The organism is Levilactobacillus andaensis, from assembly GCF_016861695.1.
In the GTDB taxonomy this organism is placed as follows: Bacteria; Bacillota; Bacilli; order Lactobacillales; family Lactobacillaceae; genus Levilactobacillus; species Levilactobacillus andaensis.
Genome location: NZ_BOLP01000018.1, coordinates 19,705 through 40,897, shown reverse-complemented (window position 1 = coordinate 40,897; position 21,193 = coordinate 19,705). Strand labels below are relative to the sequence as shown.

18 protein-coding genes are annotated in these 21,193 nt (G+C 51.0%); 9 read left to right on the top strand and 9 right to left on the bottom strand.

Features of this window, described 5'->3' with window-relative positions; genetic code table 11:
• Nucleotides 1-344: 344 nt before the first annotated feature.
• From citC to citG, 6 genes are all read left to right on the top strand, one after another.
• Entirely contained in the window at nt 345-1,415 is a 1,071-nt protein-coding gene (gene citC, locus JUF10_RS11875; protein ID WP_203642681.1) for a [citrate (pro-3S)-lyase] ligase, read from the top strand.
• Nucleotides 1,405-1,698: a citrate lyase acyl carrier protein gene (gene citD, locus JUF10_RS11870; RefSeq protein ID WP_203642625.1), complete on the top strand. Its 294-nt coding sequence runs from the start codon at nt 1,405-1,407 to the stop codon at nt 1,696-1,698. Before citC ends, citD begins: the two co-directional genes overlap by 11 nt.
• Complete coding sequence (citE, locus tag JUF10_RS11865; protein WP_203642623.1) at nt 1,698-2,612, top strand: citrate (pro-3S)-lyase subunit beta; 915 nt, start codon at nt 1,698-1,700, stop codon at nt 2,610-2,612. Before citD ends, citE begins: the two co-directional genes overlap by 1 nt.
• On the top strand, nt 2,602-4,140 hold the full coding sequence (citF, locus tag JUF10_RS11860) for a citrate lyase subunit alpha (protein ID WP_203642615.1): 1,539 nt from the start codon (nt 2,602-2,604) through the stop codon (nt 4,138-4,140). Before citE ends, citF begins: the two co-directional genes overlap by 11 nt.
• A 584-nt stretch (nt 4,141-4,724) precedes the next feature.
• Nucleotides 4,725-5,294: a citrate lyase holo-[acyl-carrier protein] synthase gene (gene citX, locus JUF10_RS11855; RefSeq protein ID WP_203642613.1), complete on the top strand. Its 570-nt coding sequence runs from the start codon at nt 4,725-4,727 to the stop codon at nt 5,292-5,294.
• A gap of 19 nt (nt 5,295-5,313) precedes the next feature.
• On the top strand, nt 5,314-6,150 hold the full coding sequence (gene citG / locus JUF10_RS11850) for a triphosphoribosyl-dephospho-CoA synthase CitG (protein ID WP_203642679.1): 837 nt from the start codon (nt 5,314-5,316) through the stop codon (nt 6,148-6,150).
• Nucleotides 6,151-6,254: 104 nt separating this feature from the next.
• Here the strand turns inward: citG and JUF10_RS11845 are convergent, their stop codons facing one another.
• The 4 genes from JUF10_RS11845 to JUF10_RS11830 all read right to left on the bottom strand — a co-directional run bounded on the left by JUF10_RS11845 (nt 6,255) and on the right by JUF10_RS11830 (nt 12,828).
• Nucleotides 6,255-6,668, bottom strand: a complete 414-nt coding sequence (locus JUF10_RS11845; protein WP_203642611.1) for an MFS transporter — start codon at nt 6,666-6,668, stop codon at nt 6,255-6,257.
• Between the two features lie 185 nt (nt 6,669-6,853).
• A complete protein-coding gene (locus tag JUF10_RS11840) occupies nt 6,854-7,600 on the bottom strand; it encodes an alpha/beta hydrolase (RefSeq protein WP_203642609.1) in 747 nt (248 codons plus the stop codon).
• A 776-nt stretch (nt 7,601-8,376) separates the two neighbouring features.
• Entirely contained in the window at nt 8,377-10,329 is a 1,953-nt protein-coding gene (locus JUF10_RS11835; protein ID WP_203642607.1) for a sugar MFS transporter, read from the bottom strand.
• Between the two features lie 450 nt (nt 10,330-10,779).
• On the bottom strand, nt 10,780-12,828 hold the full coding sequence (locus tag JUF10_RS11830) for a beta-galactosidase (protein WP_203642605.1): 2,049 nt from the start codon (nt 12,826-12,828) through the stop codon (nt 10,780-10,782).
• A 335-nt stretch (nt 12,829-13,163) separates the two neighbouring features.
• On the opposite strand from JUF10_RS11830, the gene JUF10_RS11825 reads away from it, so the two are divergent.
• Together JUF10_RS11825 and JUF10_RS11820 are read left to right on the top strand one after the other, a co-directional pair.
• Entirely contained in the window at nt 13,164-14,153 is a 990-nt protein-coding gene (locus JUF10_RS11825) for a LacI family DNA-binding transcriptional regulator (protein WP_203642603.1), read from the top strand.
• A 222-nt stretch (nt 14,154-14,375) separates the two neighbouring features.
• Nucleotides 14,376-15,104, top strand: coding sequence for a hypothetical protein (locus JUF10_RS11820; protein WP_203642601.1), 729 nt, complete (start codon nt 14,376-14,378; stop codon nt 15,102-15,104).
• Nucleotides 15,105-15,491: 387 nt separating this feature from the next.
• Here JUF10_RS11820 and JUF10_RS11815 read toward each other — a convergent pair whose 3' ends face one another.
• Nucleotides 15,492-17,204, bottom strand: a complete 1,713-nt coding sequence (locus tag JUF10_RS11815) for an aryl-sulfate sulfotransferase (protein WP_203642599.1) — start codon at nt 17,202-17,204, stop codon at nt 15,492-15,494.
• A 271-nt stretch (nt 17,205-17,475) separates the two neighbouring features.
• Here JUF10_RS11815 and JUF10_RS11810 point away from each other — a divergent pair, with 271 nt between their 5' ends.
• Nucleotides 17,476-18,234: a DUF975 family protein gene (locus tag JUF10_RS11810; protein WP_203642594.1), complete on the top strand. Its 759-nt coding sequence runs from the start codon at nt 17,476-17,478 to the stop codon at nt 18,232-18,234.
• Nucleotides 18,235-18,340: 106 nt separating this feature from the next.
• On the opposite strand, the gene JUF10_RS11805 is transcribed toward JUF10_RS11810, so the two are convergent.
• The 4 genes from JUF10_RS11805 to JUF10_RS11790 all read right to left on the bottom strand — a co-directional run bounded on the left by JUF10_RS11805 (nt 18,341) and on the right by JUF10_RS11790 (nt 20,960).
• The gene (locus JUF10_RS11805) at nt 18,341-19,003 is read right to left on the bottom strand and encodes a Fic family protein (protein WP_203642592.1); all 663 of its coding nucleotides are present in this window, start codon (nt 19,001-19,003) and stop codon (nt 18,341-18,343) included.
• A gap of 19 nt (nt 19,004-19,022) precedes the next feature.
• Entirely contained in the window at nt 19,023-19,871 is an 849-nt protein-coding gene (locus JUF10_RS11800) for a Fic family protein (RefSeq protein WP_203642590.1), read from the bottom strand.
• Nucleotides 19,872-20,024: 153 nt separating this feature from the next.
• The gene (locus JUF10_RS11795; protein ID WP_203642588.1) at nt 20,025-20,636 is read right to left on the bottom strand and encodes a DUF2812 domain-containing protein; all 612 of its coding nucleotides are present in this window, start codon (nt 20,634-20,636) and stop codon (nt 20,025-20,027) included.
• Nucleotides 20,637-20,648: 12 nt separating this feature from the next.
• Nucleotides 20,649-20,960 carry a PadR family transcriptional regulator gene (locus JUF10_RS11790; RefSeq protein ID WP_203642586.1) on the bottom strand — a complete coding sequence of 104 codons (312 nt, stop codon included), beginning with the start codon at nt 20,958-20,960 and terminating at the stop codon, nt 20,649-20,651.
• Nucleotides 20,961-21,193 lie beyond the last annotated feature (233 nt).

Sequence of the window (21,193 nt, the reverse complement as noted above, 5' to 3'; positions counted from 1 at the left end):
ACGATGAGTATGTTTCAACGATTGTAGCGTGGAGCGACTATGTTGCAAAAGATAGCCACCACTGCTCTGCAATCACCGTCGCCCTCCAGCGCAATCTTTAGCCGGAGGCGGCCAGGATGTAGTCAGCTGTGTCGATGGCGTTAGTCGGGGTTGTTTCCCGACTTACGGCATAGGACGACCTTTGAGCCGCATGCTTCTCGCGGATTAAAGGCGAGCCGGAAGCCCGCTCCATAGGCTGCAGGCGGTCCCCACAGCAGACGGAATCCTGGCCGCCGCAGTGCGGTAAAGTTTAATCAATATCACAGCAATTTAAAAAGAAAAAAGAGGAAGAGGGGTGATTGCCCATCGAACAGGCAGTCCAAACGTTGAACCTAAACGATCCAGCCGTCTTCAAGGAGTGGCAGGAATTTCTCGAGTCGCTAGGTATTTCTAATTTTCAAGCCAACGAGCTCCAACAGATCGACACCACCTTGGGAATCTACAACGAACGTGGGAGCTTGATTGCGACCGGGTCCGTGGCCGGAAACGTCCTGAAGTACGTCGGCGTGTGCAACAAGTTTTCCACGCAGGGCAGTCACTTCAATTCAATCGTGTCGGCGCTGATGAACCTGTTGGCGCAGCGCGGAATCTTTCACCTCTTCGTATTCACCAAGGTCAAGTACGCGACCAGCTTTCAACACGTGGGTTTCCACGAACTGGCGCGCACTGACCTAGGCGTCATCCTGGAAACGGGGGACACCGGCGTCGATGATTACGTTCGCCGCGTCGCTCAGGCTGCGGCCGACCGGCACCTGACGCCAGCCAGCAAGGTCGGCGCCATCGTGATGAACGCCAATCCATTTACGCTTGGTCATCGCTACCTGGTCGAACAGGCCGCCCGTGAAAATGATCTGGTCTACGTCTTCGTGGTCAACGACGATGTGTCGCTGTTCACCACGGCCGAGCGCTTGGCGTTAGTCAAGGCCGGCACCGCGGACCTCACCAACGTGGTCGTCGTCAGTGGTGACCAGTACATGGTCAGCTACGTGACGTTCCCCGCGTACTTCTTGCCTACGCAAGACGATGCGATTCGTTACCAGACCACGTTAGACGCCCGGTTGTTCAGAGACCAGATTGCTTCGGCGCTGCACATCGCCACGCGTTACTTGGGGAGCGAGCCGTTCTCCCGGACCACGGGCATCTACAATCAAGTCTTACAAACGGAGCTCCCACCGGCTGTGGCTGTTAAAGTCATCGACCGGCAGACCAGTGGCGACAACGTTATCACCGCTACCCAGGTCCGCCGCGCACTTGCGGCTGATGAGTTAGCCACAGTTCGCGACTGGGTCCCCGCGACCACCTATCAATTTATGCAGGAAAACTTAACTCAGTTACAGGCTAGAATTCAGGAAGGAATGAACATTAATGGAAATTAAAAAGACTGCGATTGCCGGAACATTGGAATCCTCCGACATTCAGTTAATGATTTCTCAGGCCGACAGCGGTATCGCTATCGACTTGCAATCAGACGTTAAAAAGGTTTTTGGCGATCAAATCGAGGCGGTCATCACGACCACGTTAAACGACATGGGCGTAACTGCTGCTAAGGTCAAGGCCGTCGACAAGGGTGCCTTGGACTGTGTCATCAAGGCACGGACCATCGCCGCTGTTCAACGCGCTGCTGAAACGACCGACAAACCAGCATGGGAGGTGCTCTAATGGCTGAGAATGAAGAACGTTTACGCCGGACAATGATGTTCGTTCCTGGGAACAACCCGGCAATGGTCAAGGACGCCGGTATTTACGGTGCCGACTCCATCATGTTTGACTTGGAAGATTCAGTTTCCTTGCCTGAAAAGGATGCCGCTCGTTTATTGGTCTACGAAGCCTTACAGACGCAAGACTACGGCGACGCTGAAATGGTCGTCCGGGTCAACGGTCAGGACACGCCATTTTACGATAACGACGTGAAGGCCATGGTTAAGGCCGGCATCGATGTTATTCGTTTGCCAAAAGCCGAATCCGCTGAAATGGTACAAAAGTTGGATGCCGACATCGCCGCTGCCGAAAAAGAATTCGGCCGTGAAGCCGGGTCAACGCACCTGATGGCCGCCATCGAAAGTGCCAGAGGTGTCTTGCAGGCAGCTAACATTGCCGCTGCTTCCGACCGGATGATCGGGATCGCCTTATCCGCCGAAGATTACACGACGGACATGAAGACCCACCGTTACCCCGATGGCCGTGAACTTGAATTTGCCCGTAACATGGTCCTCCATGCCGCGCGGGCCGCTGGTGTGGCTGCCTTCGATACGGTCTTCACCAACATGGATGACACGGAAGGCTTCTACCGCGAAACAGAATACATTCACCAACTCGGTTTTGATGGCAAGTCCTTAGTTAACCCACGCCAGATTCCAATGGTCAACAAGATCTACGAACCAACGGAAGCCGAAATCAAGAACGCCCGTAACGTGATCAACGCTATTCAGGAAGCCAAATTAAAGGGTTCCGGTGTAATCTCCATGAACGGCCAAATGGTCGATCGCCCAGTTGTTCTGCGGGCACAACGGGTCATGAAGTTAGCTAAAGCGTCCAACTTAGTTGATGAGGAGGGTAATTACCTTGAAAAGTAAAGTAAATCGCGAGTTACCAGATGATTTAATGAAAGAGCTTGACTACAAGCCATTTGAAACGACCGAAATCGGCCATCCCGAAATTCAACGGGTTGCGCCTAAGGTCCACGTCTCGACGGGGGACGACAAGATCGTCGACTCCATCAAGCAAGTCGTTGCTGACACCGTTAAAGACGGTATGACCATTTCCTTTCACCACCACTTCCGTAATGGGGACTTTGTCTTCAATCAAGTGATGCGGGTCATCATCGACGCCGGCATTAAGAACTTGACGTTAGCCCCATCCTCATTGACTGGTGTCATGAACGACATGGTCATCGAAGCCATCAAGGCTGGGACCATCACCAACATCACCAGTTCTGGGATGCGTGGTTCTCTCGGAGACTTCGTTTCACATGGTGGCTTAAAGAACCCCGTTATCTTCCGGTCACACGGAAACCGGGCCCGGGCCATCGAACACGGCGACATCAAGATCGACGTGGCCTTCTTGGGTGTACCAAGTGCTGACCGTTTAGGAAACGCTAACGGGATGGAAGGTAACGCGGTCTTCGGTTCATTGGGTTACGCCCTGATGGACGCCCAATACGCCGACCAAGTTGTCTTACTGACCGATAACATCGTCGACTACCCGAACACGCCAGCTTCTATCAAGCAAACGCAAGTTGACTACGTGGTCAAGGTCGACAAGGTTGGGGACCCCGACAAGATCGGTTCCGGTGCTACTCGTTTCACCAAGGACCCTAAGGAATTGAAGATTGCGTCCATGGTTAACGATGTCATCACCCACTCCCCATACTTCAAGGATGGCTTCTCATTCCAAACTGGTTCCGGTGGTGCTGCATTGGCCGTTACCCGTTACCTGCGTCAATCCATGATCGACAACCAGATCAAGGCGTCATTTGCCTTAGGTGGGATCACTAAGCCGACGACCGACCTGTTAAATGAAGGTCTGGTCAAGAAGGTGATGGACGTCCAAGACTTCGACAAGGGTGCCGCAGATTCTATGCACACCAACGGTAACCAACAAGAAATCGATGCGTCCTGGTATGCCGATCCCGACAACAAGGGTGCCATGGTCGACCAGTTGGACGTTGTTATCTTGAGTGCCCTGGAAATCGACACCAAGTTTAACGTCAACGTCATGACCGGTTCCGATGGTGTCATCCGTGGGGCCATTGGGGGTCACCAAGATGCCGCTACTGGTAAATTGACCATCATCTCCGCGCCATTAGTTCGGGGCCGAATCGCAACCGTTGTGCCAGACGTGACGACCGTTGTTACTCCTGGGGACTCCGTTGATGTCTTGGTCACTGAATTTGGGATTGCAATCAACCCTAAGCGGATCGACTTGATCGCCGTTTTGAGCAGCATTCCTGGTCTGCCAGTCTACAAGATCGAAGACCTCCAGAAGATGGCCGAAAAGCGCGTTGGTACGCCAAAGCCATTGGAATTCACCGACCGTACCGTTGCCCTGATCGAATACCGCGACGGTACTGTGATCGACACGGTTAAGGAAGTTAAGGACTAGGATTAGATCTGACTGGTCGCGCTGCGGCTGCCAGGGATTCCGCCTGCTGTGGGGAACGCCTCCAGCCTGAGAAGCGGGCTTCCGGCTCGCCTCAAAGCCACGAAGACCGCGTGTCTCCGAGGTCGTCCCACGATGTAAGTCGGGAAAATACCCCGACTTACATCGTCGACACGGCCGGCTACATCCCTGGCCGCCTCCGGCTTAGATTGATTTCTAATGCGATAGGCGTTAAAATTCAATTTGCTAGTAAAGGTGTACCACGCGGATAACCAGTGCAATAGCTAGTCTCGTCCGTGTTGCCATGGATTGACTGTGTAAGCCGAGAGGTCGGCAGATATGGGCTCAGGCGCGTCGTTCTGCTTAGCTGACGGTGGTTTTCCGTCGGCTTAGCAGAAGACCAGCCTTGAAGACTCGGCACTTTCGAGGCTTCAAGCTGTGTCCGCACCGTTCCAGCCCATATCTGCCGGCCGGTAAGGCGAAAAGAACCACTGTGTATAGTAAATAAATGAGAATAGCCATTGCGGCTGGCGACTTGGCTAGCTACAATGGCTATTGTTGTAAAGAATAACGAGGAGGAGTTTGTGATGACGACATCTATTTTTGAAACGGGAACGCCGTTGGACATTGCCGGGGTACTGGCGAACAAGGATCGGCGGGCGGCCTTTCAACGAGAAGCGCTGCGGGCCGATTCCCACCAGACATTGCTGGCCATCAAACTGAACATTCCTGGACCAATTAAAAATAATGCGGCCATCACGCAACTCTTCAACCGCGGGGTGCATGAGTTTCGGGCGGCTTTAACGGCCAACGGAATAGCCGTGGAACAGTTGGCTAGCTGGGGCACCGTTGCCGGCAACGAGCTGTTCTTACGGACGATGACTGCCGCCGCGACCGTGAAACAACTCGCCGCAACGTTTGAGGATACGACCGACCTGGGCCGGATCTTTGATGTCGACGTGCTGGACGGGACGGGTCATTCTTGGTCCCGAACCGAATTGGGTGCGGAGGCTCGGCGGTGTTTTATTTGCAATCGGCCGGCCAAGGAATGTGCACGGTCTCGCCGTCACAGCGTTGCCGACCTGCAGGCTTATATTGATGACATGTATCACAAGACGTTTGACCCAGAGGAGGACATGACTCGTGACGACCACTAAACCAACTGAAACGTTAGCGATGGATGCGTTGCGGGCATTGCTCTATGAAGTGTCAGTCACGCCTAAACCCGGTCTGGTGGACCCCACGTCACAGGGACCCCATCCGGACATGACGGTGTTTACCTTTATCGACAGTGCGCTGAGCCTCCAACCCTACTTCACGCAGTGTGTGGCGGCGGGAATGGCGTTTACTGGAAGTGACCTGACCGACTTGTTTGGTCAGATTCGACCATTCGGGGTGGCTGCTGAACGTGCGATGCGCGCGGCGACAAATTCCGTCAACACGCATAAAGGCGCCATTTTCTCTTTGGGAATCCTGGTCACGGCCAGTGCATACGCGGCGAAGGCCGGCTTGGAGCTACGAACAACGGTCAAGGAAATGCTGCATGGGCTGACGACACACGACTTTGACGGTCTCGCCGATAAGCCCAGCAATCAGCTGACTGCTGGGGAAAAACTCTACCTGCGCGACGGGATTACCGGGATTCGTGGCGAGGCTGAGGCGGGGTATCCGACCGTCTTTAACATGGCGCTACCGGTGTTACGCCAGAGCACGGGGACGCTCAATCAGCGGCTGCTAGACACGCTGTTGACCATCGTGGCCAACTCCACGGATACCAACCTGGTCAAACGGGCGGGGAGCGCGGACATCGTGCCATGGGCGCACCAGCAGGCCCAGGAGTATCTGGCAGCTGGCGGTAGTAAGACTACAGCGGGTTGGGCAAAATTGGTTGAACTGAACCGGGTGTTCGAGCGTGACAACTTAAGCCTTGGCGGGTCGGCTGACCTGTTGATCCTAACCGCTTTTCTCGGCCTCCGCGAAGGCGTTATCGAAAACGACAGCTTTAACCTGTAGGGTCACTGCAGGTTGCCATTGATAATAGAAAGTCAATATTTTCGATTGTAAAGTAAAGCCCCTAAGATTGGACGTAAAATCCAACCTTTGGGGCTTTTAATATATCAATTTTGGACTGCTGCATTAAGCTTACGCCGATTAAATAAATAGAGGATTGCGGTTAAAGGAATGATAAGTAACATCACGGGATAGAAGAATTTGAGTGGAAGAATCGTTGGCAGAATGCCGCCAATGATGGGCCCGAGTGACATCCCAATATCGCTTCCCAAGTAATAGGTAGCGTTAGCCAAGCCCTGTTCTTCGATGGGCGCTAACAAGAGGGGAGTCGATTCGGACACGGAAACCATGACCCCAAAACCGACTGCCATCAATCCAGCCGCCAAGATCATCTCAAAGTTATTTCGCATAATTGTTAGTAGGATGATATAACCGATTGTTGCAATGATACAGATGGAAAACCAGATGCCATATGAAATGGTATCGAAATAATTCTTTAATAGAACTCGAATAACAATCAAATCCTTCTTCCTTTTGGTTTCGATTAATTTAGTATTTGTTCATGTTAAGCTGTACCGTAACGTTACAGTCAAGTGGAATGTTTGTTACGACGAAAAAACGGGTCTGGGACAAAAATCCCAGACCCGTTTTTGCGCTCCGAACGTATATGGCGGAAGTGTGCGCGACAAAAGGCAGTCAACTCCGCTTAATCAGCAATAAATTCGGTGGCCAACTGGAGCACCGTTTTCCGAGCAGTACCGTCTAACCGGTGACTGGCGCCGGGGATGAGGTGAAAGGTGCTGTTTTGATAAACATTATCGTACCGTTGCGAGGCCTGGTTGGAGACAATCTGGTCGGCATCGCCGTGAATCAGGCAGACCGGACCGGTAAAGTTTTGAGCAGTCTCGTAGATGGGGAGGAGCTGGGCCGTGCGGAGGTAAAAGCCGCCGAGGGTCTTGCCGTTATCCATGGACAGTTGTGCCGGGATATGGTGAGGGTCATAGACCAGGCCGCGGGTGTGGCCGGCGATGGCATCGTCCTTGAGCGTTGCGGCGGGGGCCATGAGGACTAACTTATGAATCAAATCGGGATAGTAACCAGCCAACATGCTGGCCACAACGCCACCCTGAGAATGGCCGAGGAGGTCGATCTGTTGCGGGGCGAGGCGAGTCTGAACGGCCGCCAAGACGGCTTGGGCGTCAGCAATCTCGCTGAGCACGGTCATGTTGGCGAAGTCGCCGTCACTGTGGCCGAGACCATCGAAGTCGAAGCGCACGGTGCCCACACCAATTTTTCGTAAACGCTGGGCAAGTTGGACCAGTAAAGCCGTGTCCGCATACCCGCGGTCACTCATAAATCCATGCATGAGAATGGCGATGGTGCCGTTCGGTTGGGGAGCGGGTTCGTAAATCCCGGCTAAGGTTAACCCATCACGTGTCACATTAAATTCCATCTTAAAGACCTCCATTTTTCGTTGTACTTACTTCTCTAGGATAGTCGGAAATGACTAACTTTGCTGAACTTTTTTATTAAGTTCTAAAGGTTGAAAGATGAAATACCTGTCTCGTCCCAGTATTGGTAAGCATTCGCACCCTTAAATTAGTGTAAATTTGCCGCACTACGGCTGACAGGGATTCCGCCTGCTGTGGGGACGCTTCAGACTGGAAGAACACCAGTCTTCTCGCTCGCTTTGAAGCCACGAAAAACACGTGTCTCCAAAGTCGCCCATATTGTGAGCTAGCCTCTGGCCAGCTCACAATATTACCACGGCTGGCTGCATCCCTGTCCTCCTCCGGCTCCGATTGTGTTTTATCACGACAACGGTCGGTAAGGCGAAAAAATCACCAGGTTGCCCAGTTTTAGCCCCACTGTCGTTGCTAGAACGGGCATGACTGGTATTTTAGAGCTTTCAACTTTTAGTTAAGTTAATTTGCTTAACGCCACATGTCATGAAAAACGACCTCACCAGTAAATTTAACCGGTGAGGTCGTTTAGATAGGTGCTTTGTATGGTGAGTGGTGGGTGCCCGTGTGCCTAAAATCTGGAGAGGCACAACTGAACTTGAGACTTGTGGGCTGTAAGGCTCAAGCTCAGTCTTTACGAGCACGGAGAGACCAGACTTTTACTGACCAACTAATTACGGTCAAGTACACTTGAGAGGCCATGCGTTTCTACGGTTCAAGCATGGCAGCCGGAGTGCGACCACTTTACGCAAAGCCTAACAGCTAATTATTTTTTAGCAGTCAAAGTAACATCCGTAACTGGTTGACCGTGCTTGATTTGGCCGCTGGTAAAGGCAGTCATGTTCTGAACACGAGCGGGTTGCGTGAAGAAGACGACCACGGTGTCATCCAAGTTGGCTTGGTGAATGCGTTCAGGGTCAAAGGTCATCAATAGGTCGTTGGCCTTGATCTTCTGACCGTCTTCGTAATGGGTCACAAACCCTTCGCCACGCAGGTTAACGGTATCAATCCCCACGTGAATGATCATTTCCACACCGGAGTCGGAGATGATGCCCAAGGCGTGACGAGTGGAGAAGGTAAATTTAACCGTCCCATCAAATGGCGCAAACAGTTGATTGCCGGATGGTTTGATGGCAAATCCTTTGCCAGGGAAGCCGTTCAATTCGTCTGGAATGGCGGTCAAGGCTTCAAGTTCACCATCGGCAGGCGCTAAGATAGTAGTGGCTTCGTCAGTGGCAACGGGGGTAGCGTCTTCTGGCGCAACGGCGATGTCACCCTTGGCTAATTTAGCTTGGAGTTCGTCGACGATTTCGGCGTGCATCTTTTCCGTGATCTTAACCTTAAAGGTGAAGATCAACAGGGCCAAGACGGCGCAGGCCAGTGGGGCGTAGAAGGCAAACAGCTCAAACGTATGAATGTTGGTCGAGGTCATGTCCTTCGCGGTGGCGCTACCGGTCATGCCGGCAACTAAGGCGATGGAACCAACGATCCCGTTTGAGAGGGCCCCAGAAATTTTATCGATCATTGGCCGAATCGTTAAGGTAACGGCTTCGTTCCGGTTCCCATTTTTCAATTGACCATATTCGATGGAGTCGGTCAGGGTCAAGACGGTGACCAATTGGGCAAACGTAAAGTTGAAGAGAATCAGGCCAATGACGACCATGATGAGGTTTGTCCGGGCGGTGATCAACAGGATGTAAGACAGAATCATGCTGACTTGGCCAATCGTGAACAACATTTTACGAGGAATAAACTTGTTGAAGATTGGGTAGAGAGGCGCCGTGCAGAAACCGATGATGGTGGCGACTAATCCGGCGATCCAGAATTCATTTGGTTTCCCAATGACAAATTTGAAGAGGTAGTAGAGTACTCCGTTGGTTGAGACGTAAGCAATCGAGTACATCAGGTAGGCCAAACTGGTCCAGAGAATCTGATCGTTGTGGATGATTCCTAAGAAGACGTCCTTGATGCTGGTCTTTTCCTTAGCGGCGTCCCGAATGACGTTTTGCTTTTCGGTCGTCCCAAAGGCAACGGCTAACGCGGACAGGATGGCGACGATGGCAATAATAATGGCAAAAGCGAGCCAACCTTGAGGACCCTGTTCGTGCTTACCGGTAGCGATAAAAGTGAAGAAAGTCGTGACGGGAACCACGATCATGGTCAGACCGTTCCACCCAATTGACCCGGTAAAGGAGCCAAGGGCGGTAAAGATTCCCCGTTCCTTACTGTCTTCACTGATAGCGGGCACCATGCCCCAGTAAGAAACGTCACAGAGTGAGTAGAAGATGTCGAGGGCGACGAAAAGAATCACGAAGACCACGGCGAAGAGGACCCAGTTAACCTTTGCGAGACCAAAGATCCCGGTAAACAGGATGACTAGCAAGATGGAGCTGGTGACCCCACCAATGACTTGCCAGGGCTTGAATTTCCCCCAGCGGGTATTGGTGTTGTCGACGACGTTCCCTAAGATGGGGTCGATGACGACTTCGGCCAGTCGAATGATAACAACTAATCCGGTAATGAGCCCAATGAGCTTGCTGGCAATGGCTTTTGGTAGACCAGCGAACATCCCGCTGGTCACGTAGATGATGAAGTAAGTACTCAACGCACCATAGAAAGCAGAGTGCCCTAAGTTCCCAAATGAAAATGAAATCCGTTCGATCCATTGGCGACCCGTTAAATGTTGTTTAGCGGCGGCCGGTTGATTTGTATTTTCCATGTTTATGCCTCATTTTTTAGTAAAATTCAGTAGCGGTCGATTTGTTGTGACAATCAATAAGTGTTGAAGCTAAAAGCAGTGGTGACTTCGTCTTACCGGCCGGCAGCTATGGGCTGGAACGGTGCGAACGCAACTTGAAGCCTCGAAGAACCCGAGTCTTCAAGATTGGTTTTCTACTAAGCCGGCAAGGAACGCCAACTAAGTAGAACGACGCGCCTGAGCCCATAGCTGCTGGCCTCTCGGCTTACGTGGTGGCACTGTGGCAACTTGGAAAGTGGTTGCCAACCGGTGTTGAGTGACTTGATTTTGACGGTCAACGTTGTTGCGTCTAAAATCAGTCTGAGCCGGAGGAGGCCAGGGATGTAGCCAGCCGCGAGAAGACTGGTGCTCTCCCAGGCTGAAGCGTCCCCACAGCAGGCGGAATCCCTGGCAGCCGCAGTGCGACCAAGTTTAGACAGTGTAGACCTTCACATCGAAAGGCTTGAGTGCTTGGGCACCGGCGGCCACGTTTTGGCCCGACAAGACTTCGGTCAGGGACTTGGTCGTCGTGACGGTGGCAGGCTTTTCGCTAAAGTTAATGACGAAGAAGAACTGTTGGCCAGCCTTTTCGCGGACCTGAATGGACACGGTCGGGCCCTGCTTTTCAATTGGCAACTCTGGTTTTAACCCAAACTCGTCAGCCAATTGGTCGTAGAAGTCTTCGAGGAAGGCTTCCTCCGTCCGGGCGGCGACATAGTAGGCCGTCCCTTTACCACAAGTGTTCTTGGTCAGTGCAGAACTGCCGGCGAAGAAGTCATCTTGATACGTTGCCAGTGACTGCGCCGTGTCGACGGTGACCGTGTCCGCGTAGTCGTTTACTGTGTAGGTCTTGTCGAAGGCGGCCACGTGGTTGTGTTGCTTAGGATAAAGGGTGGTCGTTTCTTGGAATTCGACGCCGTAAACGTCATGCAGGGCTTTCGGCCAGCCACCGAGGTAGGCTAAGAAGTTCTTGTCGACTAGGCCGGTCATGTAGGTACCGACCAAATGGCCACCTTGCTGCACGTAATCGCGGAGCTTTTCGGTGAAGGCCTCACTCATCATGAAGTGCATCGGGTCGATGACCAGTGTGTAGGGGGTCAGGTCGTCCTGTGTTGAAATCAGTTCAACGGGGATGTCATGTTCCCAGAAATATTGGTAGTGTTCCTGAATGGTCCGCCAATACTTTTTGGTTTCGTTTGAATAATTGCGTGAATCGTCGAGGGCCCACATGTTGTCGTAATCGTAAACAATGGCGACCTTGGCTGCCTGATGATGCGTGACCTTAGCTGGCTTTAAGTTGACCAAATCTTGGCCGACCTGAGCAACTTCCTTGAAGACGCGGGTCTTGTCGCTGAGCTGATGAGTGATAACGGCGCCGTGGAACATTTCGGATGAGCCGCGGGACTGGTGAAGCTGAAAGTAGTTGACGGCATCCGCGCCGTGAGCGACCTGTTGGAGCGACCCCATTTGATGCATACCGGGCAACTTAGCGCGGTTGTAGGGGTGCCAGTTGACTTGGGAAGGCGTGCTTTCCATGATCAAATAGTTCTGGTGCTTGAGGCTCCGCATCACATCGTTCATGAGTGCGGTCTTCATCGCGAGGTGCGCGGTACTTTCGTAGTCGTTGGCCCAGTTAGGATAGGAGTCCCAGCTAACAATGTCGACGTGTTGCGCGAACTTTTGGTAGTCCAGGTCGTAGTGAACGTGGGATTCGGGTGGGTTGCCGCCCATGAAGTTCGTGGTGATGGGGATGTTGGGCGTTAGTTCGCGTAGCGGTTTAATTTCGGCTTCATAGAAGTCAATCGTGCGGTCGGTGACAAACCGTTTCCAGTCGAGGTTCAGGCCCAGTAAGGTCTGGTCGCCCAGTGGGGATGGGGAGTGGACCTGATCCCAGCTGGTGTAGGTGTGACTCCAGAACTTAGCCCAGTAGGCCCGGTTCAGGTTGTCTAGCGTGTGGTACTTGGCTTTGAGCCAGTCACGGAAGGCGCCTTGGCAAAGGTCACAGTAGCAGGACCCGCCGAACTCGTTAGAAATATGCCAGAGAATCAGGCTCTTGCGGTGGCCGTATCGTTCGGCCAGCTTGCGGTTGATCTCTTGGACCTTCTGACGGTAAACGGGGGAGGTGTAACAGTGGTTGTGGCGTTCACCGAAGATGTTCTTGGAGCCGTCTTCGTTGGTCCGCAACACTTCGGGATACTTGTCGGCCAGCCAACGGGGTTTGGCACCACTAGGGGTCGCCAGGATAACGTGGCCGTTCTGTGCCTCAGCACGGTCGAAGATGTCGTCCAACCAGGAGAAGTCGAATTTGCCTTCTTCTGGTTCTAGTTGGGCCCAGGAGAAGATGCCCACGGTCACATCGTTAATGTTGGCTTCTTTAAAGAAGTTAAAGTCTTGATCGATAATTTCGGGGTGGTCCAACCACTGTTCGGGGTTGTAATCGCCACCGTGTAGGAAATCGCTTACATTTAATTTTGCTGTCATTTGTTTGATTGCGCTCCTTTTAGAGGATTTGCTTAAGTCCAAGGTAAATATTAGACTAAAAATTTAGTTAATGAAAGCGCTTAAAAATGGTAAACTAGTAAATATTAGTAAACGTCTTTTAAACGGTATTTAGTGATTTAGTTCGCAACTTAATTGCTGTTTAGAGTATGATTAAAGGGAAACATAGGTGAATTCGCTGTTGAATTTACATAAAATGCAAGCGCTTACGCCACTACTTTTAGTAAATAGTTAACGTGTCTTGATTAATTGAGGGCACGACTAAAGTCACTGCGAATCATCTTAAAGGTTTAGCACAAAATAAGGGAGTGAGAAAATTGGCGACAATTAAAGAAATTGCTCAGAAGTCGGGGTATTCTTCAGCGACGGTATCCCGTTTTCTCAACGATGACCCGACCTTTTCCATTTCGGAGAAGGCGCAGCAACGCATCACGCGGGTGGCAAATGAATTGAATTATCATCACGAGGACAGCGCGAAAAGCAGTCAGTATCAGATTGCGGTGCTCCTCTCAGTGGACCCGCAAAAGGAGCTGGAGGATTCCTACTTTAGCAGTATCCGCAAGAACATCATCGCGGCGGGGCAGGCTGCGGATATGGACGTACAGTTCTATCGGCACGTGCAGGATGTTCCGCAGAAAATCGATGGACTGATTGCACTGGGACTATTTACGCGTGACGACATTGAGTTAATGAAGAAGCTAACGGCTAATACGGTCTTTGCGGATGTCAATCCGGACCCGCACACGTTCAATTCGGTCCAGCCAAACTACGAGTCGATGGTCCACGTGGCGATCGATTCCTTTAGGCGGTCCGGAATTACGTCGATCGGATTGATTGGCGGTAAGTTCTGGCACGCGGACTTTCCAGACGATCCGCGGACGACGTATTTTGAAAGTTACATGCGGGAGTTGGGGCTATTTGACGAACGCTTTGTCTTGATTGGTGAAGAGTTTTCGGTGCACTGCGGCTATCAAATGGGCCTGAAACTGGTCGGTATGATGGACCAACACCCATTGCCCAAGGGCTTTATCGTCGCTTCGGACCCGTTAGCCGTTGGGGTACTACAGGCGTTTAACGAAAATAAGGTGACGGTGCCCGTGGATACGGCGATTATCAGTGTCAATGACATTGATATTGCCAAGTACGTCTCACCGCCATTGACGACATTTAGAATCGACACGGCTGAAATTGGCCGGTCAATCATCAGCACGTTGCGTGACGGCATCCTGTTCCCAACACAGTCTAAGCGCGAGATTCGGCTGGATTGCGAACTGATTCAGCGGAAGAGTTTTGTGGCGAAGCAATAGATTGTGGTTGATTGGCGCACTGCGGCTGAATCCCTGGTTTCCTCCGGCTAATTACTATCTGACGGGCAGCAAGGCGAAGGTCCAAAACCAGTATCGAAGCTACTGTCTATTAGCGAGTCTAACCCGTGATTGACAGTTTCCCCGTCTAGCGACATACTAGGCATATTGGTTAACCGTGTAACCGGGTTAATCGGAGACTGTTTTACGGGGGAGAACGTTAAAATGCGGTGGAGAAATTGGTTAAAGGTTAGTATTGTTGCAATTATTTTAGGTGTCAGTGGGATTTTTGGCGGGATCACGGCGTCAGCTAAGGTCAAACGAACGGCCGATCTTTCCGACAGTGCCCGGCTCACAAAGCAGGCGGCCCATTATGGCTATACCTTTCATGGCTTGAAGGCCCAGGTGAACGGTCAGGTTGGCCTGCAGCTGAGTCAGAGTCGTTCGGGAATCAAATTCATTTATTTTCTGGTCAAAGAGGGGAATACTGGCGGTGTGGCCTCAGAACTGACGGTCAAGAAGGGGAAGAAGCAACTGTATCAAAAAATCCTCCTCTGGCAACCAGCGACTGATTCGTACGATGAAGCGGGCACGTTGAAGACGCCGCAACATACTAAACAGGGCATTGTTTGGACGGAGCTGAGTCCCAGCAGCATGGGTTACTATCGTCATGCCAGCGCTAGTCGATTACGGCAGGACTACTGGGCAACGGCGGGTAACGCAGCCTTAGTGGGCCAAGCCATTTTCAAAGATCCGCAATTGACCCAAAATATTAAGCAAGCGAAACAGGCACACCGGCAATTATTCGTTTTCGATAAGGCAACTACGAAATCAGTTGCGCAGATGGCGAAGAGCTTCAACTACTTGAAGAAGCATCGATTCGACTCGGTGTACGCGATGAACGTTTACTTGAAGAACAAGAAACGGTTGAGCGGACTTCAATTTGTTATGTAATGGACACATAAAAGGTGGTAAATGAAATAGGCATTCCAGATAATCCTTTGAGAAAAGGAGAGTCTGAAATGCCTATTTTTGTGGTTGGAACAGGTTGCTGCGGATATATTGGGGAGAACGTTGGAATTTATACTGACTGCTAGCGTTTGTGATGACTGATTTCAACGTCTGTCATGGTAAAAATCAATCAGAGCCGGAGGAGGACAGGGATGCAGCCGGCCGTGGAAATAGTGGTCGCTGTTAGCGACCACTATGGGCGACTTTGGAGACACGCGTTCTTCGTGGCTTCAAAGCGAGCGAGAAGACTGGTGTTCTTCCAGGCTGAAGCGTCCCCACAGCAGGCGAAATCCCTGGCAGCCGCAGTGCGACAATTTAACGCAATCCGATTTACTTAATCGAGTTCAACCCAATGCTAGCAGAGCCGGGGTACAAGGACATGCGCTGTGCCCGGTAACTCCAGTCGCCGTGAGCAAACTTGGTCCGGTCAACGTCGAAGACGATTTTGCCAGTCTTGCGGTTGACCTCGACGAACTCACTGCGCTTGCCACTGTCGGCGTAACCGAAGCCAATCAGCGTGTTGCCCTTGCCAACGGCGTAACTGCTACCGACAATGTTGGTGAAATTGCGTTTGCCAAGCGTCTTGCCGAAGCTCCAGGTCTTTTCAACCGTCCCTTTCAGCTGGTTGATCTTGACGATTTCACCGGCGGACCACTGCTTCGACTGCTTGGTCTTGCCCCGCGTGACCGGAACGTTGTTGTCGTAGTACTGCAGGTCAATCGTGTCGCCGGTCGTTTGGTTGGGATGCAAGAGCATGACGGCGTGTTGGCCACCGCTGTACCGGAAGTTCTTGGTCGTCGGCGTTAACAGATATTTCTGGTAACTTTGCGGCAATTTTTCCGGTGAGGACAAGATCCATTTGAGCTTGGTGGTCTTATAGTTGATGGCAAACATCATATCCTGATTCCGGCCAGACACAATCAGCTCGTCACGTTGCTTGTCGTAGTACATCGAGTTTTGATGGAACCAGTCGATCTTGCCGTCTGGTCGCTGGGTGCCGTCATATTGTGTGTAGGCTGACTTGGGCAAGATCCGTTTCAGGTCGATGATCTTGACGATTTTGGCCGTCTTGTAGTCGATCTCGATCATGGTATCTTCAACGTACTTGCTGGAGCCATCGTCTACCGTTAACAGGAGATTGTGGTTCGGCAGTTCGATGGCGTCGTGGTGAATGACCGTGTTGGTTTCCAGTTTACTGTGGTCCTGGCGCGTGGGGAAGAGGCCGCTGAAGTTATATTGGCGGTAAACGCGACCGTAAAAGTCGGTCTCCCGTAGCGCGTTGTATTTATGCTCACTAGGAGAAATCTTGGTGAGAATCAGCAGGTGGTTATTGGCAAGTTGTTTGAAAATGTGTGAGATTTTTTCGGTACTGTACCAGCGAATCTTTCCGGCGGCGTCTAGGCCATAGGTGATGCCCTGACTGCTGATGGCAAATGTAAGCTTGGTGTGACCGGTTCCCAGCGCCATTTGCTTAGGTTTGCTGGTCTTGAGCACGTTGTGGCCGATTTCTTTCGGCGATGCACCAGTCTTCATGGTGTAGGTCGCGTAGGAAGTCTGACCGTTTTGCTTGGTGAAGGCCAGGGTGACGCGGTTGGTGCGGTCGGCATAGAGGCCTAGCACGCCAACGCGGTGGGTCGTTTTGTAGCCGGATAATTTTTTAGTGATCGTGGTGGCTGGCGTATCGCCATGAACCGTCAGCGTCACCCGAGTTGCGGCCTGGGTTTTGACTAGGATGAGACCAGACAGCGGAGAAGTCTTATAGGGATTCACGATGACCTTGGCGTTGGCGGACCCGGGTTTTAACGCTTTGAGCTGTTGCTGGTAATCCGTCGTCAAGGTGTTGGTTGCCGTGGTGTTTTTGGTGGACAGGGCGGGCCGCAGATTCAACTTGATCTGGGAGGTCGCCAGCACATTTTTGCGATGATAGGTCTGGTGGACCAACAGGAAACGACGCAGATTGTGACGCTCGTGATAGGCCGTTGCGCCGCCCACGATGATCACGGCTAGAAGAACGCTGAGGCTGATCTTCCAAAATTTCTTCATAGTATGTAAAAACTCCTTCTAGGGGCTCCAACTGGTTACTGACCGTTAGATACCTTACCTGATAATTAGTTAGGGTGACAACTTTGTCATTTTAGCAATTATATTGGGTGAAAACAACCTAATGGGTCGGCGGTCTGGTCGGGTAAATGAAGCGTGACTTTAGCTATTTACTGGGAAAATAAGGTTAACCCCTAGTCAAACCGCGTCAGATTGTATACTATAAGAACAAAGTGGCGGCTGGACTGACTCAGCGCAATTAGAGGAGGAAAATATGGATTCACAAGATCGTGTTAACTTAAAAATGGGGGCCAAACGACAGGTCCTCGATCATTATAAATTCTATGTCCTGCTATCGATTCTCTGGCTAGCACTCTGGTGGATCGGGGATACCATGTACACCCGAGACGTCAGCTTGATTTCTCGCATCAACGAGGCCAGTGCCGGTTGGTCGTTCAACAGTTTCTTCTCGTTCGCCGGCATCTTCTTCATTGTGGCGTCCATGCTCCATGCGGGGACCCAACTGACCATGATCGACCTCGACCGGGCAACGGCGGAGATGGACAATCCCATTCAACGGAGTTTTGCTTTGTTCGACAAGGGCCAATACTTCCTGGGTTGGCTGTTCATCTGCATCTTTATCGGAATCTTTACGTTCCTATGGTCACTGCTGCTGTTCTTCCCCGGCATCATCAAGGCGTATTCCTATTCCCAAGCCTTCTACATCTACCGGGATGCTTATGACCGCGGCGAAAACATTACGGCACTTGAGGCCATTACCCGGTCGCGAGAAATGATGAACGGCTACAAGTCCTTCCTGTTCATCATGGATCTGAGTTTCATTCTCTGGTTCATTCTGGGGGGCATCACCTTTGGCTTGGCCTTCCTGTTCGTCATGCCGTACTACGATTTGGCGCGCGCCAAGTTCTACAACCAACTGGTCTGGCGGCAAACGGAAAGTCGACCACATATGACGGCCGATGCCGATGTGCGTGATGACAGCGGTAGCAACGAGTCTGACGGCGACCTTTAAACGGGTCAGACTGTGACGGTCGGGGGATTTCTCGACTAATATCTTTCAAATATAGGTCTAAACAAAAGTGGCACGTTGAAATTTCGACGTGCCACTTTTGTTTAGACTAATTTAATTTCATGCCGCGAATGCAGTTGTCATACAACCACATTTTTAATTTTTGACCATTGCCCGTTTCGTAAAAGGGTGCGAGTAAATTGTTGAAGGTTTCTAGTTGTTCTTCGTTAACGGTAATGATCCCGATACCAGCTGGAATGGCGATATAATTGACGGTCAAAAATGCTGTACGCTTGTTGCCATCCCAATAGAGTTGGTCGCGCATCATGACGAGTAATAAATCCAATAGACGTTCCGTTAGGCTCTTGTCTTGGGTTAAAACGCCTGAAATGAGCTCAGGAACCTTATCAATATCTGGAATCGATGGCACGTAACTTGTGTCATCGAACATGACGTTTCCTGTCCGGATATTTCCTGGATCTAGCGAATCATCTTGCGCGGCAATGGCGTTGATGCGATTGCTAATTGCTAGTGAGTAGGGTGCTTCATTAGCAATCACGAGTTGCCAGGCCCGTTTCAAATTAACGATGGTGATGATTTCGCCAGTTGGGATTCCCGACACGCTTAGGCCATCAACAATGGTTTGCGTTTGCGCTAAGGTTGCCTGAACATTTTCTAGTTTTGAAGTCGCGTAGACCAAGTTAACTAAGTTCTTCTTGGCGAAAAATCGGGCGGACTTTTCGGTCATTTGAAACTTATTTTCATATGACATTTGGTTCCTCCTGAGAGACTTAGTTATCGCCCTTATTCCGTTCCTTTAAGAACTTTTCGAAGCGCTCATCAACATCATTTTTAGCATCAGCTTGATTCTTTTGATTAAGCTCAAGAATCTTGATGCGTTGTTCCAGTGTCGTCTTAACGTAACTAGCAATCAGCTCTTCAAACACACTCAAATCACCAGTTTCGCGAGATTGTTCGAGGGCTTCCATGTAGCTATTGTGGGCCGTTTTAGTGGGTCGCACATTGATAACGGGGTAGCCCGCTTGAGTCAGCGCCATATTCATCAGTAATCGAGCAGTGCGCCCATTGCCATCAGCAAAGGGATGAATTGCCACGAACTTTTGGTGGAGATCCGCTGCGAATTGCACAGGATGTAGATCTTTTTGCGCGGTTTGTACCCAGATAATCAAATCGTCCATCTCTGAGGCAATGTCACACGGCGCCACGTACGGCTTATCTTCGCTACCAAAAGGCCAAGCGGCAAAGATACGGTAGGCACCAGCGTTAGCTTTGTCCGTCGTTGTCTGTAGTGTCACGATGCGATTCAGCGTTCGAATCAATGTCGAACTTAATAGCGTCTTTTCACTGGTCAATGCCAGCATGTATTCGTAGGCTTCGTTTAAGTCTAAGGCCTCTAGGATATCTTTGACGGAAACGCCGCGGGTCGTCATACCCATATTTAAGATAGAACCCGTTTCATAAAGCGACAACGTATTGCCTTCGATGGCGTTAGACGACCAAACGTGTTCGATTCGGACTTGCTGGTCGAGTGTTTTAACTTGTGCGCTGGATAATGGCCGAAGAGTAGCCATCTTGGCTTTTAGGTCACTGATTTCCTGTAGCTGTGCTTTAAGTGGCATCGTATCTCTTGCCCCCTTTAGGTAGTCTGACTAGTGCGATTGTCGTCATTATAGCAAATTGGCCTAAAGATATCAGTTGTAGCTGGTTGCGACCGTCATTTTTGGTTGCGGAATACTCATGATTGTTGCCACGTCAGTAATATCAGTTAAAAATTACTCCCAATCCCCGGTCCGAATCACTCGGCACAGGTAATAGATGCCGACAATCAGGAAAATATAGATGGGAAGTATGCGCAGTAAGACAAACGGCGTCTCAAAGAGCAGGGCCTTCCAGAACCACTCTCCCTGCATTTGCCACAGTCCTGGTGTGAGGTACCAAGTTCTGACATCGACGATATTTATATTCTCCATTCCCTTGATGAAGATGAAAAAGTATGAGAGAAAGACCGCACCGTAGATGGCACTGAAACGACTGAACCGCTGGCGACATCTGACCTTGGAGCGCTCATCCGAAAAAATGTCATGGTCCGATGTAGCGTTTTTCTGTTGAAAGTACTGAATCCCCCCGTGCCGACTGCCAGCAATGAGCCGCCAACCGCTGTCACTGAAAAGCTGGCGATAGTTCTGGTAGTTGCGCCGATTCATGCCCTTATCGCGAAAGTCCAAGCGTGTATACGGGTTGAACTGGTCGGTGGTTGTCAGGGCTGCAAAAGTATAGCGGTGCAAGAACGGATTCACCGCGGTTAAGCAGTAGCCAGCCTCCTGAACCGCATTGATCCAGTCTTCTTCCTCGTTAAGATCCAAAAATACGTGAAATCTTTTCATGTCTCGTTCCTCCTAATAGCCGAATTTCTCGGCAAGCTTCCCCAAGCTCCGTAGTCGTTGTGTTTCTAATTTTAAAATTGACTTCCCAGCATCAGTGATCAAATACACGCGGCGCCGCTTATCACTGCTAGGAACCTCCTTGATCCATTTCAGTTTCAACAAGTTCTCCGTTGCGCCGTACATGGTGCCCGCGGCAATCTTGACGGTACCTTCACTGAGTTGTTCGATCTCCTGAATGGCGCCGTAGCCATGGAGCGGTTGCGTGAGCGCCAGCAGGATGTAGTACGTTGTTTCGGTTAGTGGCAAATTCTTATTTCGCGCCATGATCCTTCTCCTAACTTGGTCTGCAAGATACACAGTCGAACTATATACAGTTTGACTATACATAGCATAACTGTACAGTCTGATTTTTTCAAGTCATAATTCTCGGAAGATTGTTACCGCCAAGTTTTGCTAGAACTAAATTACGCTGGTGAGGTGGCTTTAGGAAGGCGGCAGGGTTTATATTATGTGGTAATCCATAATCGCCGAGGCTGGTTATGTCTAGATGAGTAATT